12 protein-coding genes and 6 tRNA genes are annotated in these 18,126 nt (G+C 37.3%); 14 read left to right on the plus strand and 4 right to left on the minus strand.

What is annotated here, in order from left to right; genetic code table 11:
• Positions 1-15: 15 nt before the first annotated feature.
• On the minus strand, positions 16-1,104 hold the full coding sequence (gene prfA, locus CPS_RS15860; RefSeq protein ID WP_011044312.1) for a peptide chain release factor 1: 1,089 nt from the start codon (positions 1,102-1,104) through the stop codon (positions 16-18).
• A 251-nt stretch (positions 1,105-1,355) separates the two neighbouring features.
• On the minus strand, positions 1,356-2,624 hold the full coding sequence (hemA, locus tag CPS_RS15865) for a glutamyl-tRNA reductase (RefSeq protein WP_011044314.1): 1,269 nt from the start codon (positions 2,622-2,624) through the stop codon (positions 1,356-1,358).
• Positions 2,625-2,819: 195 nt separating this feature from the next.
• Between hemA and lolB the strand changes: the two genes are divergently transcribed.
• From lolB to CPS_RS15925, 12 genes are all read left to right on the plus strand, one after another.
• Entirely contained in the window at positions 2,820-3,467 is a 648-nt protein-coding gene (gene lolB, locus CPS_RS15870) for a lipoprotein insertase outer membrane protein LolB (RefSeq protein WP_011044315.1), read from the plus strand.
• A gap of 46 nt (positions 3,468-3,513) precedes the next feature.
• On the plus strand, positions 3,514-4,416 hold the full coding sequence (gene ispE / locus CPS_RS15875) for a 4-(cytidine 5'-diphospho)-2-C-methyl-D-erythritol kinase (protein ID WP_011044316.1): 903 nt from the start codon (positions 3,514-3,516) through the stop codon (positions 4,414-4,416).
• A 160-nt stretch (positions 4,417-4,576) separates the two neighbouring features.
• Positions 4,577-5,521: a ribose-phosphate pyrophosphokinase gene (locus tag CPS_RS15880; protein WP_011044317.1), complete on the plus strand. Its 945-nt coding sequence runs from the start codon at positions 4,577-4,579 to the stop codon at positions 5,519-5,521.
• 296 nt (positions 5,522-5,817) lie between these two features.
• On the plus strand, positions 5,818-6,453 hold the full coding sequence (locus CPS_RS15885) for a 50S ribosomal protein L25/general stress protein Ctc (protein WP_011044318.1): 636 nt from the start codon (positions 5,818-5,820) through the stop codon (positions 6,451-6,453).
• 30 nt (positions 6,454-6,483) lie between these two features.
• Entirely contained in the window at positions 6,484-7,068 is a 585-nt protein-coding gene (gene pth / locus CPS_RS15890; protein ID WP_011044319.1) for an aminoacyl-tRNA hydrolase, read from the plus strand.
• A 48-nt stretch (positions 7,069-7,116) separates the two neighbouring features.
• The gene (gene ychF / locus CPS_RS15895; RefSeq protein ID WP_011044320.1) at positions 7,117-8,208 is read left to right on the plus strand and encodes a redox-regulated ATPase YchF; all 1,092 of its coding nucleotides are present in this window, start codon (positions 7,117-7,119) and stop codon (positions 8,206-8,208) included.
• Positions 8,209-8,827: 619 nt separating this feature from the next.
• Positions 8,828-8,904, plus strand: a tRNA-Met gene (locus CPS_RS15900).
• 175 nt (positions 8,905-9,079) lie between these two features.
• Positions 9,080-9,164: transfer RNA gene (locus CPS_RS15905), tRNA-Leu, on the plus strand.
• Between the two features lie 42 nt (positions 9,165-9,206).
• Positions 9,207-9,281 (plus strand) — tRNA-Gln (locus tag CPS_RS15910).
• 63 nt (positions 9,282-9,344) lie between these two features.
• A tRNA-Gln gene (locus CPS_RS15915) sits at positions 9,345-9,419 on the plus strand.
• A 52-nt stretch (positions 9,420-9,471) separates the two neighbouring features.
• Positions 9,472-9,556: transfer RNA gene (locus CPS_RS15920), tRNA-Leu, on the plus strand.
• An 85-nt stretch (positions 9,557-9,641) separates the two neighbouring features.
• A tRNA-Met gene (locus CPS_RS15925) sits at positions 9,642-9,718 on the plus strand.
• Positions 9,719-10,083: 365 nt separating this feature from the next.
• On the opposite strand, the gene CPS_RS15930 is transcribed toward CPS_RS15925, so the two are convergent.
• Positions 10,084-11,289, minus strand: a complete 1,206-nt coding sequence (locus CPS_RS15930) for an FAD-dependent oxidoreductase (protein WP_011044322.1) — start codon at positions 11,287-11,289, stop codon at positions 10,084-10,086.
• 86 nt (positions 11,290-11,375) lie between these two features.
• Complete coding sequence (locus tag CPS_RS15935; RefSeq protein WP_011044323.1) at positions 11,376-14,591, minus strand: EAL domain-containing protein; 3,216 nt, start codon at positions 14,589-14,591, stop codon at positions 11,376-11,378.
• Positions 14,592-14,861: 270 nt separating this feature from the next.
• Here CPS_RS15935 and CPS_RS15940 point away from each other — a divergent pair, with 270 nt between their 5' ends.
• Positions 14,862-15,335: a hypothetical protein gene (locus CPS_RS15940; protein ID WP_011044324.1), complete on the plus strand. Its 474-nt coding sequence runs from the start codon at positions 14,862-14,864 to the stop codon at positions 15,333-15,335.
• A 46-nt stretch (positions 15,336-15,381) separates the two neighbouring features.
• Positions 15,382-18,099: a ligand-binding sensor domain-containing protein gene (locus CPS_RS15945; protein WP_041737987.1), complete on the plus strand. Its 2,718-nt coding sequence runs from the start codon at positions 15,382-15,384 to the stop codon at positions 18,097-18,099.
• Positions 18,100-18,126 lie beyond the last annotated feature (27 nt).

Genomic DNA, 18,126 nt, shown 5'->3' on the forward strand with positions numbered 1-18,126 from the left:
CTGACAAAACTACGATTAATGTTGTTCGGCTAATTCAGCTAACAAATCAGCTTGGTTTTCTTGCATTATCGGCTCCATCACCAGTTGTAAACTACCTTCCATAATTTCGTTTAAACGATATAAAGTCAGGTTAATACGGTGATCACTCATGCGACCTTGTGGAAAGTTGTAGGTACGAATACGTTCAGAGCGATCACCACTGGCAACAAGGTTACGACGTGATGATTCTTCTTCACTACGACGTTTTTCATCTTCAGCCTGCTGCAGGCGTGCTTGAAGTACTGACATCGCTTGCGCTCTGTTTTTATGCTGTGAGCGTTGTTCTTGACACTCAACCACAACACCCGTAGGAATATGGGTAATACGAATAGCCGAGTCTGTTTTGTTAACATGCTGACCACCTGCACCTGATGCACGGAAAGTATCAACTTTTAAGTCAGCTTTATTAATTTCAATCGCATCTGCCTCTGGAATTTCAGGCATAACAACTACAGTACAAGCCGAGGTATGTACTCTACCTTGAGATTCAGTCGCTGGCACACGTTGTACACGGTGACCACCCGACTCAAATTTCATATGACCGAAAACGCCTTCACCATTTACTTTCATGATCAGTTCTTTATAACCGCCCTGCTCACTTTCATTGGAGTTCATTACTTCAATTTTCCAGCCTTTCTTTTCTGCATAACGGCTGTACATTCTAAATAAATCACCAGCAAAAATAGCCGCTTCATCACCACCAGCTCCAGCACGAATTTCAACAAAACAGTTGTTATCATCGTTAGGATCGCGTGGAAGTAATAAAATTTGTAATTCATCCGCAATATCAGCAACCGCTTTTTTCGCGTCTTTGAATTCTTCCTGTGCCATTTCTCGCATATCAGGATCGTCATCTTTAAGCATCAGCTCTGCTGTAGAAAAATCATCTTCAGCACTTTTATAATTATTAAAAACTGAAGTCACTGCATCAAGCTGCTTAAACTCTTTAGATAAAGCACGGAACTTTTCTTGGTCGCTAATGGTTGCAGGATCGGATAATAATGCCTGTACTTCTTCAAAGCGCTCTACTAGCACTTCAAGTTTCTGATAAACTGATGATTTCATTGGGAATATTCTTATATTTTAGATAAGGATGACTAAATTACTGCTATTCTAACACAGTAATAACGCAATCCACCATGTCCGCTGCAAATTGTCATGGCGGTGCACTAGCAGAGTCAGGGCATGTTAATCTTTCAGGGTTAAAATTTGTTCACATTAAAGCGGATTTAATTACAGTCGAATTTTTAGCATAGCCATGCTAAATAAATCAAATAAGGTCTTTGCTTTTATGAGTACATAAAATAATACGAGGTCTACTCTTGTGAATCTATATTAAAGATGTCACGTAAATAGATAAGTTTATCCAGTTCACCACCTTGGGCAGCAGACTGGAGAGCACTGGTAGGTGCATGCATGAATTTATTGGTAAGTTTATTGGCAAGTTCAGCTAGAACAGCTTCTGAATTTTTACCATTTTTTAATTGTATGAATGCTTTTTCGAGTAAAACATCACGGTTATCTAAACATTGTTTACGATAACTAATGACAGTGTCCTGCGTATTTAAACCGCGCAGCCATGCCATAAAATTATCGGACTGGCTATTCACAATGCTTTCAGCTTGAACTGCAGCTTTACGTCGATTGGCTATATTCTTAGCAATAATGCCTTGTAAGTCATCAACGGTATATAAAAATACATCTTCAAGTTCTGAAACTTGTTCTTCAATATCACGAGGAACAGCAAGATCAACCATAAAAATAGGTTGATGCTTACGTGACGCTAACGCTTGCTCAACCATGCCTTTACCAATGATAGGTAAAGTAGATCCGGTAGAGCTGATAACAATATCAGCATTACACATATGTTCAGGTATTTGCGCTAAAGTAATAACATCAGCGCCAATTTTCGTTGCCATGTTTTCAGCACGTGCAAGTGTTCTGTTAGCAACGGTAATTTTACCGACATTATTTTCATATAAATGTTTTGCAACTAACTCAATAGTTTCACCTGCACCAACAAGCAATACTTTAGTTTTTTCAAGGCCGCCAAAAATATGCTTGGCTAAGTTTACTGAAGCAAAGGCAACAGATACTGCACTGGCACCAATTTCAGTTTCTGTGCGAACTTGTTTTGCTACGCCAAAAGTACGTTGAAATAACCGGTCCATAATCAATGACATAGAGCCAGCAGCTTTCGCTTGACTATAAGCTTGTTTCATTTGCCCTAGGATTTGCGGTTCGCCTAAAACAAGAGAGTCTAAACCACAGGCTACGCGCATCATATGATTAACGGCTTGCTGGTCTTTATGCCAATATAGGCTAGGTAAAATAGTCGAGGCGGGTACGTTATGGAAACTTTCTAGCCATTTAATTAGGCGTTGCTGAGTAACATCAAAGTCACCATCTTGTACTAGGTATAACTCTGTTCTATTACAGGTAGAAAGAATAGCAACTTCACGACACTGTACTGCATTAAGCATTTCTTGAAGGGCAATAGAAAGCTTATCTGGATTAAAAGATATTTTCTCTCTGACCGCAACAGGCGCAGTTTTATGATTAATTCCAACAGCAACGATAGACACAGTAATAAACCTATTTTGTAAACATTTCCGACAAGTTTTATAGAACTTGTTTTATATAGTAACGTAAGTATACCCTAAGCCCTGCTATTAAAATATGATCTGTGATAAAAGACCCTAAAAATAATACTGCTATTTACAAAGGCTAAAAAGCTATGTTTCAATAACAATTATCATCGTTTTAAGCACTTATCATTAATGTCCCAATTTATTAAAGCTCACCTTTATTCACCCTATTTACTCACCCTTACCTTATGTACGGTATTAGTATCAGGTTGTAGTACTCTGCCTAATAATGAAACTCAGGTATTAATTAAACAAACATCCCAACAAAGAATTGACGAACTGCAACACTTACAGCAGTGGAAAATAAAGGGTAAAATAGCTTTTATAGAAAAAAAATCACGCAGTAGCGCAACATTATCTTGGCAAGTTGACGAAAATAAAAGCACCCAAAAACTCAATTTAACCACTTATTTAGGGATAAATGTTCTACAACTTGATTCGAATGCTAACAGCCATAAAATACAAGTAGATGGAAAAACCTATCAAGGCCATAATTTAGAAGTACTTATTCATTCCATTACCGGTTTAACCTTACCAACCCAAGCACTGACGTTTTGGCTCAAAGGTATACCCTATCAAGAAGATGATAGTATTCATTATCAAAAAACTACGCAGCTACCACTCACGCTATCAAGCTATTATAATAATGAATTATGGCAAGTCAGCTACGCTAACTATCAGCAAATTGATAGCTATAGCTTAGCGACTAAATTTTCGATTAAGAAAGATGATTTATTAATTAAAATTGTCGTCAATGACTGGTCTATTACCAACAAATAATTGGCTATTGCCAAATAATATCACTCAAAATAAGCAGAATATTTACATGACTTGCGCTTCTAACTCGAACTCTTTTCTTAATAAAGCGATTGAATTTCCATCGCCAGCAAAGATTAACTTATTTTTACACATTGTCGGACAACGTGAAGATGGTTATCACAATTTAGAAACACTTTTTCAATTTATCGATCATAGCGATACTCTTACCTTAACGGCGACCGAAACGCCTGATATAGAATTATTAACACCTATTGATGGTGTTAATAATGACGATAACTTAATTGTCAAAGCAGCACGATTACTAAAAAATAGAAGTAATACTGATTTGGGCGTTAAGATCAGTATCAATAAAATCCTACCAATGGGTGGAGGTTTGGGTGGTGGTTCATCAAATGCAGCGACCGTTTTAGTTGCACTCAATTTGTTATGGCAGTGCGAGTTTTCTTTAAGTGAATTGTCATCGTTAGGTTTGAGTCTTGGCGCCGATGTACCTATATTTATTCATGGTTTTTCTGCCTTTGCCCAAGGCGTAGGTGACCATCTCACCGCTATCAAACCTCAAGAGTCTTGGTATTTGATTACTAAACCTGAATGTAGCATCTCTACAAAGGAAATTTTTACTGCTGTAGATCTACCTAGAAATACTAAGAAACTTGACCCCACAGCCCTTAACACTAGCGACTTCGTCACTGAAAGCTTTCATAATGACTGCCAAACATTAGTAATAAAACAGTATCCCGAGGTTGCCAAGTTACTGGCTTGGTTGGTAGAATACGCACCCTCAAGAATGACAGGAACTGGAGCGTGTGTTTTTACGCAATTTTCTAGTTATCAAGAGGCGCGTTCATTACAAGCGAAACTCCCTAAAGGAATAAGCTCTTTTGTAGCGCAAGGACTGAATAAGTCTCCACTCTGCTCTGTAATAGCAAAGCTATCATTGAGCGAGTAAAGTTTTATAAAGATTTGCTAACTTAACCAATACGGCTGTTTTTAAGCACATTATTGTGCTAGAAAAAAGCTGTTACAGTTAAGCCGGCCTATACTGTTCAATGATTGCTTATCAATCAAAGAGCCTACTATTAATGTCAAATATTTCTGAGGAATCGAAAGTGCCTGACATGAAGATTTTTGCGGGTAATGCCACCCCTGAACTGGCCAAGAAAATTGCTAATCGCCTATATATGCCTCTAGGTGATGCTAAAGTCGGTAGTTTTAGTGATGGTGAAATTAGTGTTGAAATAAATGAAAACGTCCGTGGTGCTGATGTTTTTATTATTCAATCAACCTGTGCTCCAACCAACAATAACTTAATGGAATTAATTGTAATGATAGACGCTTTGCGTCGTGCCTCTGCTGGCCGTATCACTGCTGTAATCCCTTATTTTGGTTATGCTCGCCAAGACAGACGCGTACGTAGTGCTCGTGTACCTATTACTGCGAAAGTAGTTGCTGACTTCTTATCAAGTGTTGGTGTTGACCGTGTATTAACTGTTGACTTACACGCAGAGCAAATTCAAGGTTTCTTTGATGTGCCTGTTGATAATGCGTTTGGTACACCTATCTTATTAGATGATATGCAAAATCGTGAGTTAGACAACCCTGTTGTTGTTTCTCCTGATATCGGTGGTGTAGTTCGTGCTCGTGCTGTAGCTAAGTTACTTGATGATGCTGATTTAGCCATTATCGATAAACGTCGCCCTAAAGCGAACGTTGCACAAGTTATGCATATTATTGGTGAAGTTGAAGGCCGTGACTGTATTATCGTAGATGATATGATTGATACTGGTGGCACTTTAGCTAAAGCAGCAGAAGCATTAAAAGAACATGGCGCAAAACGTGTTATTGCTTATGCTACTCACCCAGTACTATCAGGTAATGCAGCACAAAACCTTAGAGAATCTGTTATTGATGAAGTTGTTGTTACTGACTCAATACCTCTTTCTGATGAAATTAAAGCACTTAAAATGGTTCGTCAATTAACATTAAGTGGCATGTTAAGTGAAGCGATTCGTCGTGTAAGCAATGAAGAATCTATTTCTGCAATGTTTGACTAATTCCTGACAATGATCGCCTAGCGATTAATGACAACTATTGCAAAAAAGCAGCCACTACTTAGGCTGCTTTTTTATTGCCCTTCTCTTCCCCCGATACCTCCGTCAATTATTCTGTTTATTTAATAGCTTTACCTAAGCCTAAATGTTATTATGCCGCGCCTTTTTTATCTAATGGCCTAGTTATTTATAGCTAAGCATATTTAATGTAGATTCAAATGGTGTCTCCTTGTTTTTGGTCGCAAAAAACAAGATAAAATTTTTAAGTTTTTTAACTTATATAACAAAAGAGTATTAAAATGACTGATTTATTAACATTAGAAGCTGAAGTACGTACTGATTTAGGGAAAGGTGCGAGCCGCCGCCTACGTCACGCGAACAAAGTTCCTGCTATCCTTTACGGTGAAAATGAAGAACCTATTTCTTTAACTTTAGAGCACAAAAACGTTTTCCGTGCTCAACAAGAAGAAGCGTTCTACTCGCAAGTATTAACATTGAACATCGCTGGCAAGCCAGTTGAATGTCTAATTAAAGACATGCAACGTCATCCGTTCAAGCAAGTTGTAATGCACTTAGATTTCTTACGCATTGATGCAAAGCATGCTGTTCATGCAAACGCTCCTATTCACTTCTTAAACGAAGATGAAGCGGCTAAAACTGGTGCGAACATTTCTCACCACATGAATGAAATCGCTATCACTTGTTTACCAAAAGACTTACCTGAGTTCATCTCAATTGACTTAGCTGGTTTAGAACTTGGTCAAACTATCCATTTATCAGACGTTACCTTCCCTGCAGGCGTTACTTCTGATGAATTGGCTAAAGGCGAAGATCACGATCTAGCTGTTGTTTCTGCTAATGCACCGAAAGCTGCAAAAGTAAGCACTGACGATGAAGCTGCTGCTCCAGCAGAAGAAGCTCCAGCTGCTGAATAATAGCCACATTCATTTATAATATTATAGATAATGACTATTAAACTAATTGCGGGGCTGGGAAATCCTGGCCCCGAATATAGCAAAACACGCCACAATGCAGGTGTTTGGTTCGTAGAAGAACTAGCACGTAGCCATAACATTTCCCTTCGTCCCGAAAAAAAATACTCTGGCCTTTACGGTAAAGGGTTAATTGCGGGAAACCTTGTTCACTTATTAATCCCCACTACATTTATGAACCGTAGCGGTCAAGCAGTTGCACCTCTAGCTAATTTTTATAAAATATCGGTCGATGAAATTTTAGTTGCCCATGATGAATTAGACATGTTGCCTGGTGTTTGTAAGATTAAAAAAGGCGGTGGGCACGGCGGACACAATGGCTTGCGCGATATTATTGATCGCATGGCTAACAATAAAGATTTTTACCGGTTACGTATTGGTATTGACCATCCGGGTCATCGCGATAAAGTAACGGGTCATGTACTGGGTAAAGCGCCGAGTGCAGAACAAGCAAAAATTGAACAAGCAATCGACGAAGCCAGTCGATGTTTAGATATTTGGCTAAAAGACGACTTAAAGAAAGCGCAAAATCGCTTACACTCTTTTAAAGCCGAGTAATTATACACAAGTAAATACACGCTAGAAATAATCAATAGGTAAAAAATTATGGGTTTTAAATGTGGTATCGTTGGCTTGCCTAACGTCGGTAAATCAACACTATTCAATGCACTTACCAAAGCAGGTATTGATGCGGCAAACTTCCCTTTTTGTACTATTGAGCCAAATACTGGCGTAGTACCAGTACCAGATCCTCGCTTAGATAAATTAACAGCCATAGTAAAACCTGAGCGTGTATTAGCCACAACAATGGAATTTGTAGATATCGCAGGTCTTGTTGCTGGAGCATCAAAAGGTGAAGGTTTAGGTAATAAGTTTTTAGCTAACATTCGTGAAACCGATGCCATTGGCCATGTTGTACGTTGTTTTGATAATGACAACATTATCCATGTTGCTAATAAAGTAAGTCCTGTTGATGATATCGATGTGATCAATACTGAATTAGCTTTATCTGATATGGACACAGCGGAACGTGCTATTTTTCGTTTAGCCAAAAAAGCTAAAGGTGGAGATAAAGACGCTAAATTTGAAATGCCGGTATTAGAGAAAATATTAAAGCATGTTGAAGAAGGCCACATGGTACGTTCTTTAGAGTTATCTAAAGAAGAAAAAGCAGCCGTCGATTACTTAAACTTTTTGACACTAAAACCAACAATGTATATAGCTAATGTCAACGATGATGGTTTTGAAAATAATCCTTATCTTGATGAAGTACAAAAAATAGCGGATGCAGAAGGTGCTATCGTTGTTGCTGTTTGTGCTGAGATTGAAAGTGAGTTGTCTGAAATGGATGACGAAGACCGTGTTGAATTTATGGCTGATTTGGGTTTAGAAGAACCAGGACTTAATCGTGTTATAAATGCCGGTTATTCTTTACTACACTTGCAAACTTATTTTACTGCCGGCGTTAAAGAAGTACGCGCGTGGACAGTAAAACAAAATGCTACCGCACCTCAAGCAGCAGGTGTTATTCACACTGATTTTGAAAAAGGTTTCATTCGTGCCGAAATTATTAGCTACGATGACTTTATTGAATTTAATGGTGAGTCGGGTGCTAAAGAAGCTGGCAAGTGGCGCTTAGAAGGTAAAGAGTATCGTGTAAAAGATGGCGATGTAATCCACTTCCGCTTTAATGTCTAACACGCTGTAAAAATTATATTCTCAAAAAGGCTCATCATGATGGGCCTTTTTTGTGCCTGTAAAACACTAACTAGGGCAATTGAATTAAGTAAGGTTGCAATGTTTACTGTAAAAGGTGAAATAATCGAAAATATTAAGAATAAGGCGCTTGATTGAGCATAGTAGTATGCTGTTACCCCGTTCATTACTCTTCGTAATAATAATTGCTTAAGTACTTATTAAAAAGTCCTGCTGACTCCTGATATTTATAACAGACATACATAGGGAACATTTATTAGTTTTCATCGTAAAAAATTATTGATTAGCGCTCTAACATTTCATCATTGGCAATTTACAAACAAATAATTTAGCTTGAAATAGATAATTTAACAAAATATTCAACGCAACTAACCTAGTAAACCAAAGAATGGCAATCTCATCTCTTTCGCTATAAAGACAAATGTATTACCTAATTCATCAATTCACTGCTTTTTTCACTGTTTCCCTGCATAGTTATTCGTCAAACTGCACACGCAATAGCCAAACAAATAAAAAGTACAACTTTTTTGAAAATAACTGTTGACGGAAGGCAAGTAGATTAGCATAATACGCCGCACTTGCTACAGAGCAGGTTGGTAAAGGCTACATAGCTCAGTTGGTTAGAGCACATCACTCATAATGATGGGGTCCCAGGTTCGAGTCCCGGTGTAGCCACCATTTTACTTCAGTATTTATACTTAAGTAAAAAGAGTTCAAGTCTCTTTAAAAACTTGAATGTAATGCGGGTTTGGCGGAATTGGTAAAACGATACACGCGCTACTTTTTTTTATAGAGAGTAGGTTCCAGTATTACAAGATGTGAGAGTTCAAGTCTCTTTAAAAATTGAATGTATGCGGGTTTGGCGGAATTGGTAGACGCGCTGGATTTAGGTTCCAGTATCGCAAGATGTGAGAGTTCAAGTCTCTTGACCCGCACCATTTCAAAGCAACGTTGTTGCACGTAAAAAGTAAGTACATTGCAGGGATATAGCCAAGCGGTAAGGCAGCGGGTTTTGATCCCGTCATTCAGAGGTTCAAATCCTCTTATCCCTGCCACTTTTTATCATCATTGTTAATTCAATTTTAATAAAAAGTATGCAATGTAACTTATTATCCTGGAGGGATATAGCCAAGCGGTAAGGCAGCGGGTTTTGATCCCGTCATTCAGAGGTTCAAATCCTCTTATCCCTGCCATTTTTTTAAAAATGGTACACAGAGCCAAGTCTCTTTAAACCTTGAATGTAATGCGGGTTTGGCGGAATTGGTAGACGCGCTGGATTTAGGTTCCAGTATCGCAAGATGTGAGAGTTCAAGTCTCTTGACCCGCACCATTTCAAATATCTAGAAAACAAAACACTCCCCTTATTATCTAAAACTTAAGCACTGCTTATATTAGATAATTATTTGTGTTTCAAAGGCTACATAGCTCAGTTGGTTAGAGCACATCACTCATAATGATGGGGTCCCAGGTTCGAGTCCCGGTGTAGCCACCATTTTTACCTCTGTAAAAATGCGTTCAATCCTCTTGAACCATACCCTTTCAAAATATCTAGAATCTCAAATAACACGTCAAGTACACTACAAATGATACTTACAAATTGAAACCTTATACTCAATTATTCGCTACTAATTACTCGTTATAAAAATCAGCCATACTTCTATGCTATATATGTAAGGTTTTATAAGTAATCACGGCATGAACTACTAGTAATCTTACTCATAAATGCTACTTCCATAATGTTTATCACTTTAAGAGCCATTCCTGCTCATCAAAAGTACATTGTATAACTCTTTCATTCTAATGCTGGGGTTCAACTCCCCCGAACAATAATTTCCTATTTAACCTGCGGTAACTTATCTATAAACCACACGCATAAGCCAATGCTTTGTTTTTTATAGTCGAGTTTAGAACAGGTACTTTGTTAACCGCTAACAAGGCTAAATTACGGGCAGCTTTAATAAGTGGTGAAGGATGACTAAAACCAGCATATAAAGCATCCATAGTAGACATCATAAGTAAGTTATCTTTGCGTCTCATTTTTTCATAACGAACTAACACAGCCTCATCATGCCATGCTTCACCATTGCCAATCGCTTCCGCGATAACATGCTGCAAGGCCAGTACATCTTTAAAGCCTAAATTTACCCCCTGCCCGGCCATTGGATTGATAGTATGAGCTGCATCACCTAATAACAAAACTCGCTTATGCTGATAGGTATTAGCGTGTCTACGTGTTAATGAAAAGTCACCTTTGGCCAGCACCTTGATATCACCCAATTGTGCAGGAAAGCATTTAAGTACTTCTTGTTGCAGTTGGCTATTTGATAACGAAGCTAAGCGGGTTATTTCATCTCGTTGGTGATACCAAACTAAAGAGGCATAACCACCTAATGGACTTTGTCCTGGCAATGGTAAAAAGGCTACTGGCCCTGTAGGTGAAAATTTCTGCCAGGTAATGTCTTGTTGGCACATTGACGTTTCAACATTAATCAACATGGCTGACTGTTGATAGTCCCAGCCTGTCATGCCAATAGCAGACATTTGCCTTACTTTTGATTGAGCGCCATCAGCGCCAATAACTAGCTTTGCCGTTACCACGCTATTAGTTAGTGTTAGTGTTGCTCTGTTATTGCCGGAGTCATCATCTTGGTTTAGGGAGAGTAAGCTTTCTGGGCAGTATGTGTGAATATTACTCATAGCAGTAACTTGTTGCCATAGCGCGAGTTGAATCAAACGGTTTTCTACGATATGTCCTAGATGTGACTGCTCAATGTCGTCAGCGTTAAATTCAGTATAAGCACTTTCATACTCCCAAACACCTAAACGTTTGTAAGGACAACTGCGCCATTGTTTAACTTGTTGCCATGCGCCAACTTGATTGAGTAAGTTTTGTGAAGCTAAAGAAATCGCTGATACACGTAAATCAAGAGGTTGCTCAGCACTGAAAGCTTGGGGCGTGAATTTCTCCACCAAAGCAACCTTTAAACCAAGTTGCGCTAAGGTCAATGCACTTGCTGCACCAACCATACCACCGCCAATAACCACACAATCAAAATGTTCCATACTTTAATGTTCACAACAATATCGGAATAGACTGTTATTTTACCCAAGCACGCGAATAATTTCGACCCTTTATCAATTAATTAATATCAATCTAACCATTTAGGCGGATTACCCACTTGTTGGCATAAGGTAATCAGCGCTTTTGAGGCTATCGGTTTAGAGATAAAATAACCTTGGCCGTAATCGCAACCTAATGAGCGTAGGTAGTCGTAGTGCTGCTTAGTTTCTATACCTTCACCAACCAGTTTTAACGATAAGCTATGCCCAATTAAAACGACTGCTTCAACTAAACTTGCATCGGTTTTATCATCAATAGATCCGGCGATAAAAGAACGATCTATCTTCATTACATCGATGGGAAAATGTTTTAGATAACTCAACGATGAATAACCCGTACCAAAATCATCCATATAAATAGCAACGCCTAAACTACGAATATCTTGTAAAGTAGTCATCATTTCTTCTGAATTATCCATCAATGAACTTTCGGTAATTTCAACTTTCAAGCTAGATGGCGAAATATTATTAACTTTCAGGGCTTTTTTTATGATGTCTTTTATCGGCGTTTGACTTGTTTGTTTGCATTGTCGACTAGAGACATTAACGGCCACTTGTATTTTCAGACCAAGATCGTGCCAATACCTTAAATCAGTACATGCCTGTTCAATCACCCATTGTCCAATAGGTTCAATCAAGCCAGCTTCCTCAGCTATTTCTATAAAACTATCGGGGTAAATTAATCCTTTATCTGGGTGTTGCCAGCGAATGAGTGCTTCAGCGCCAATAATTTCCCCCGTATCGAGTGAAACTACCGGTTGATAATGCAAGACAAATTCTTGCCGCTTAATTGCTTGCCTTAAAGCTTGCTCTATATGCATCCGTCTACTGACAGTTTCATTCATACTCTTCGTAAAAAATTGAAAAGTATTGCGGCCCGCAGCTTTTGCTTGATACATAGCAGTATCCGCATTTTTAAGCAGTAATTCAACATTGTCACCATCAACAGGGCCAATCGTAACGCCTATACTCGCAGAAACAACGGCTTCATTATTATTTCGTAAATGAAAAGGCATCGATAAACTAGTCAGGATATTTTTAACGACTCGTTCAATAGCAAAACGATTAGATAGGCCTACTAATAGAACAACAAACTCATCGCCACCAAATCGAGCTACAGTATCCTTTTCACGTATACAGTTTCTTAACCGAATCGCCGCCAACTTTAATAACTCATCTCCACTACTGTGTCCCCAGGTATCATTGACAAATTTAAACCGATCTAAATCAATGAACAATAAAGCTACTTCACTATCTTCAGCTTTATCCCCCTTTAACTTATTATGTAATCTTTCGACACATAAACCACGGTTAGGTAGCCCGGTGAGTGAGTCATAATTAGCTTGTAACCAAATATCTTCCTCATATTTTTTATGCTTAGTGATGTCTGAAAATAAACTAATATATTGGAGTGGCTTTTTATCTTGGTCTCTCACCACTGAAATAGCTAAAAATTCAGGGTAAATTTCACCATTTTTTCTTTTATTCCAAATTTCACCTTGCCAGCTATTATCTTGCTCAAGAGATTGCCACATTTTTTGATAAAAATGATTGTCATGCTTACCTGAGTTTAGAATATTAGGTGACTTACCTAATACCTCTTCTATGCTAAAACCACTGATATGACAAAATGCAGGGTTAACCGTTTCAATCCTATTCTCTGCATTCGTGATCATGATTGCTTCTGAAGCATACTTAAATACTGCCGCAGAAATCCTTTGCTCGCCTTCTGATTTAATACGTTCGGCTAACATTTGATTAAAAGCTATCACCATATCGGATATTTCATCCTTTCCTTTGACTTTCAATGGCTGATTAAATTTATGCTCAACCTCCATTGTTGTCATTGCGGTGCTGATATATTTAATTTTCGCAACAATGCGCCTAACCGCTAAGAAAGAGAGGTATAAGGTTGTTATAAAGACCAAAATAAATGTTGTTATGTAGAGCACTAAACTATCGATTGCTTGTTGCTCTTCATGACTCGCTAAATTCTGCATTTCAGAAAGGATATGATTGCTTATTGCTCTAAATTCATCAATGCGTAACGAAGACAAATGCCACCACTGCTCAGTATCAATACCGACATCATTTTGTTGTAGCTTCTTAATCGCAGCTACCGCTTGGCTATCATCAATGCGAATTTCGTCATCTATTTGCTCAGCATGTCTGCCTTTGTCTCTTGACATTTTTGCTAATAAGATATGCTGGTGATAACGATTTAAGGTCTGCCCAATAATATCAACCGCTTGTTTTTCATCATTTGTTAAGTTGGCAATATCATTAAATGTTGTCAGATAGTTTTGACTGGAAGATAGGCGAGTTAGAAAACTGTCAAAGTAATTGGTTTCTCCTCTTAATACATAATTTTTAAAATCATGTATTAAGCCGCCATAGCCTATTTCTCGTTCAAGTTGTGCCAATTGCTCAGCGCGTATTAATCTTTCATTGAGTAGGTCTCTAATGAGCAATACTTGCTGGTTATTTTCTGAATTAAGTTGCCGCTGTAACCACAGTTGATGATGCGATTTTGATACAGAAAATAAATCACTAATGAGCTCTGTTTGTGCATTTCCATAAGAGATAACTTGCTGGAGCTGGCTGGCGTATAGCTGTTTAGTATTCAAAAAAGCGTTTAAAGCACCACGTTCCTGTCCTGATTTTTCTTCTAGTCTGAGTAAATTAAGAAAGTCGATACTATCTCTATTTTGTTCAGTGCTTTTAAGATGAACTTGTACTTGTGATATTAAACGTAATAGGTCTTCATTAAACTGGGAGTAGTAAGCAAAGTAATCTTGGCTCTCAGAATTATCAATTTTTCTCCGTGCTTTTGATAATCCTTTAATACTTACAAAAATGTCTTTAAGCACGTCATTTATTACCTGCTGACTGGCAATAGTATTAAGCTCTAACTGCGTTAATTCAATACGTTGGATGAACTCAATAGTGTGCTCGATACGCGAGTCTGTTTGCAGTCTTTGTTTTTGTAATTGAACTAACTTTTTCTTACTATTTCGGTCGATAACACCTGCAGATAAACCTCGTTCTTTTTGTAGTTCATGGATTAAGTCGTCAATTTCACTCGAAATTTCTATAGACAAAATAGCTTTACGCGCCAGTTTAATATCCTCTAAATACTCACTGGTATGGTTAAGTCCAAAGCATAAAATGATTAGCCAAGGAAGCAATAAAAACGTTTTTAGTCGTGCTCGAATACTAAAATGACAAGCAAAATTTTGGAACATTACAATAGATCTACTTATTTTAAGCAAAGGGTGAACTGGGCGTATTGCACGGATGCTATCACGAGTATTAAAAAACAAATTTGTTTGATATCAAGATAGTCAGACAATGCTTGTTTACCCTGAAATATCCGCTATAGTAAAGAGCCAAGACATTGAAGTTAAATATAAATTTGTACTTTTTTACTTTGGGACAATTATTCAAAACAAGTGATATCATCTAGGTAACTTAGTTGAGAATAAAACGGTTAATCAAATCATTAAGGAAGCACTATGTCTGCATTGTTACAGAAATCCACCACGGACCGAAATACCGAAGAAAAACGATTAAGTAAAGATATCAATTTAATCTATGATTTCACTGAAAAACCTAATCGAACTCATTTAAAAGCACATAGTGATAGAGCTGTGGTTGCTAAGCTTCGCGCTGATTTAGTATTACCTAACAATAAAATTCTAACCGTAGATATAGATTTTGATAGTACAAGCGGCTACCATGACAATACTATGATGGTTATGGATGACTTTGGTGTTGAGATGCTAGTCACTGCCTTCGCAGTAAAATACGGGCAGCAATTTGCTGATAAAATATCTAACGCTTGGGCAGAAAAAAACCATCAAAATGATCCTCGAAAACCCACTTACTTACTGGTACAAAAGCCAACCATTCATGATGGCTTGCCGCAAGTTTTTGTCGCCTGTGGAGAAAAAGAGCACAATAAAACTAAACCACAAAGTATCGTTTAATATCCAGCTAAATAAAATGTTTAAGGCTAAGCTTTCTATACTTCTAGTGTTTAGCCTCTTATGCGTTAGCTTTTTAAGTGAAGCCAACAATGCAACATCGATTAAAACCCTAAGTAACGTTAATAAAATACTCCAAGACAAGGACGGTTTTATCTGGTTAGCCGGTCAACAAGGGTTAACGCGCGTTGATGCCAATAGTAATATTACTTTTTCGCTCAGTAATCAAGAATGGCCACTGCCATATTCTTGGATACATAATATGAGCCTTATTGATGACAACCTTTTACTTGCCACAGAAACTCACGGCTTATGGTTATTTCACACTCAAACCGGTACTGTTACAAAAATCCCTGTTGATATTCCACGGCAGAACCACTTTGATGCAGTAATGTTTAAAGATAAATATTACATCAATGCCCCAAATAAGTTGTATCGATATAACCCAAGTACTAAAGAAACTAATATTATTGAAAATGATATTAGTATTGATCATCTTGTTCATAATCAAAGGCACCTATACATATCGAATGAAAAAGGCTTATTTCAATTACAAGGTGACCGCCTTTCTATTATCATTAATGAGCCGATTACTGCATTAACGGCCATATCTAATGCAGTGATAGCCATAACAGCGAACAAGATTTACCGTTTTTCAGATGACGGAACAATATCAAATATAGGGCATAATGAGACCATCTATGGGCTAACTAAAGCGTTTGATAGTGATGATTTCTTTACAGTAAATAAAAAAAATATTATCACCAAATATAATGGCCTGACACTTTCAACAATTCCTCATCACTATGGACAAAGTAAAACCGTACGTATTAGAGATATATTTCATGATGCATCGGGAGTTTTATGGTTAGTGAGTAATCAAGGTATTGAACAAGTTAATGAGAACTACATTACCAATCATGAAGTTATTTTTGATATTCCAATCAATGCTAATGAAATCAAACTATTTGATAATGAGATCATTATTGGCAGTTATGGCGCTGGTTTACAAAACTTCTTAAAACCTATATTTAAACCAAGCGTAAATACTGCCTTCACTAAAAAAGGCCTAAAAATATTTGATGCCATAGAGGTAAACAAAAACCTATACATCGCAAGTTTTGATGGTTTATGGCGCTATGATAAAAACCAAGAGAAAGTGAGTAAACTGAATATTATTGCAGATCAACTTGTATTAAAACTTAAGCATAAAAACAACTTACTCTACATAGCCACTAATGATGATGGCCTCTATATCTATGACTTAAATAGTAAAAAAATTATAAATCATATCGATGTTAAAAAGGGATTGTTGAGTCCTGAGATTATTGATGTCTTACCATTAGAGGAAGGAAAAATATGGATTGCAAACAGCAGGCACATTAGCATTTACGAACAAGCAACCAACGTGACCACAACACTGAAGTCGCCAAATAAAAGTAAAGTTGTTTCATTTGTTTTAGCTGACAACAAAATTTTTGCCTCAACGCTCGGCGATGGTATTTTAGTGTTTAATCAACAAGGTGACTTATTAGCTCAGCTTTCTAAAGATCATAGCTTCACCGAAATGATAAAAATTAATGGTGACGTATGGGTATCTGGCCAGCCAGGTTTATATCGTATATCGCCAAAAAATTATCAAGTTACTATGATAGAAAATACCCAACAGTATTCTTTTGTCAGCAGTATGTTAGTAAAAAATGACACCCTTTATGCCATTCACTACAGTGGTATTTTGGCACTCGATCTATCTGAACAAAAACAGTTTAATCCGAATGTTATTATCAGCAAAACAACTATTTCAGGTAAAGCTTATTTACTTAATAAAACGATTAAGATTGAAAGTGGTAACGATGTCATCACCTTTGACTTGGCTAGTTTGGACTATCGCCCAGGGTTAGCGAAAAAATATCAGTACCGAATTAATAATAGCCAATGGCAGCAAATTAGTAATAACCAATTAACCTTAACAGGCCTGGCTTCAGGTCATTATAATATTGAGATTATGGCAACTAATAGCTTAGGGCATTGGAGTGATGTAAAAGCTTATACTGAGATAGATGTCGCCTATCCTTGGTACTGGACAGTAGAACTGAAAATTATTTACATCATATTAATCTTGTTTATCGTGTTGTTGACCTCTTGGTTACTTTATTTACGGACGAAATCAATTAGAAACATTCACAATTTGCTCAAAGATGACATGAGAAATTGCGGTCGAGTGATGAAAACTATTCAACGTAATTTACAACTCACCTCTACGTCGCTAGCAAGTAATGAAGTAGAACAAAGTAAGCAATTGATTGAAAAAAGTATATTAGTGCTTAAAGAGAACCTTGATTCACAGGAACCCGATAGTCTTGCTGGCAAAGATTTAACTGTAGCGATTCCTTTTTTAGCTAACTATATTCATAGTAAATACGAAGTAAAACTATACTGTACTCTTGATGATAAAATCGATAGCTTAAATTATGAATTAAGATCAGATGTCTACAAAGTCATATTTGAAGCACTGATGTCGGCCATATTTAAGAGTGAAGCACAAAACTTCAATCTTACGTTACAAGAGGTTAAGCAAAAATTATGGCTCACTGTTAATAGCGACAATGATTCTTTTAACCAACTCAACAGTAGAATCGACTTCGATCTCGCTAGTTATACGATTCGTCAAATTACCAGTAAACACCACGCTTCACTCAATACTTTTGATAATGATGACGGTAGCAGCCAACTAGTCATTAGCTTCCCATTGATGACCTTAAATTAGACCCTTCTTTTTTTGATAAAACAAAAT

The organism is Colwellia psychrerythraea 34H, assembly GCF_000012325.1.
GTDB classification, from domain to species: Bacteria; Pseudomonadota; Gammaproteobacteria; order Enterobacterales; family Alteromonadaceae; genus Colwellia; species Colwellia psychrerythraea_A.

Coding starts and splice junctions, on each gene's coding strand:
- CPS_RS15940 (WP_011044324.1), top strand. CDS start 14,862: ATGTCTGCATTGTTACAGAAATCCACCACGGACCGAAATACCGAAGAA.
- CPS_RS15935 (WP_011044323.1), bottom strand. CDS start 14,591: ATGTTCCAAAATTTTGCTTGTCATTTTAGTATTCGAGCACGACTAAAA.
- ispE (WP_011044316.1), top strand. CDS start 3,514: ATGACTTGCGCTTCTAACTCGAACTCTTTTCTTAATAAAGCGATTGAA.
- lolB (WP_011044315.1), top strand. CDS start 2,820: ATGTCCCAATTTATTAAAGCTCACCTTTATTCACCCTATTTACTCACC.
- prfA (WP_011044312.1), bottom strand. CDS start 1,104: ATGAAATCATCAGTTTATCAGAAACTTGAAGTGCTAGTAGAGCGCTTT.
- CPS_RS15930 (WP_011044322.1), bottom strand. CDS start 11,289: ATGGAACATTTTGATTGTGTGGTTATTGGCGGTGGTATGGTTGGTGCA.
- CPS_RS15885 (WP_011044318.1), top strand. CDS start 5,818: ATGACTGATTTATTAACATTAGAAGCTGAAGTACGTACTGATTTAGGG.
- ychF (WP_011044320.1), top strand. CDS start 7,117: ATGGGTTTTAAATGTGGTATCGTTGGCTTGCCTAACGTCGGTAAATCA.
- pth (WP_011044319.1), top strand. CDS start 6,484: ATGACTATTAAACTAATTGCGGGGCTGGGAAATCCTGGCCCCGAATAT.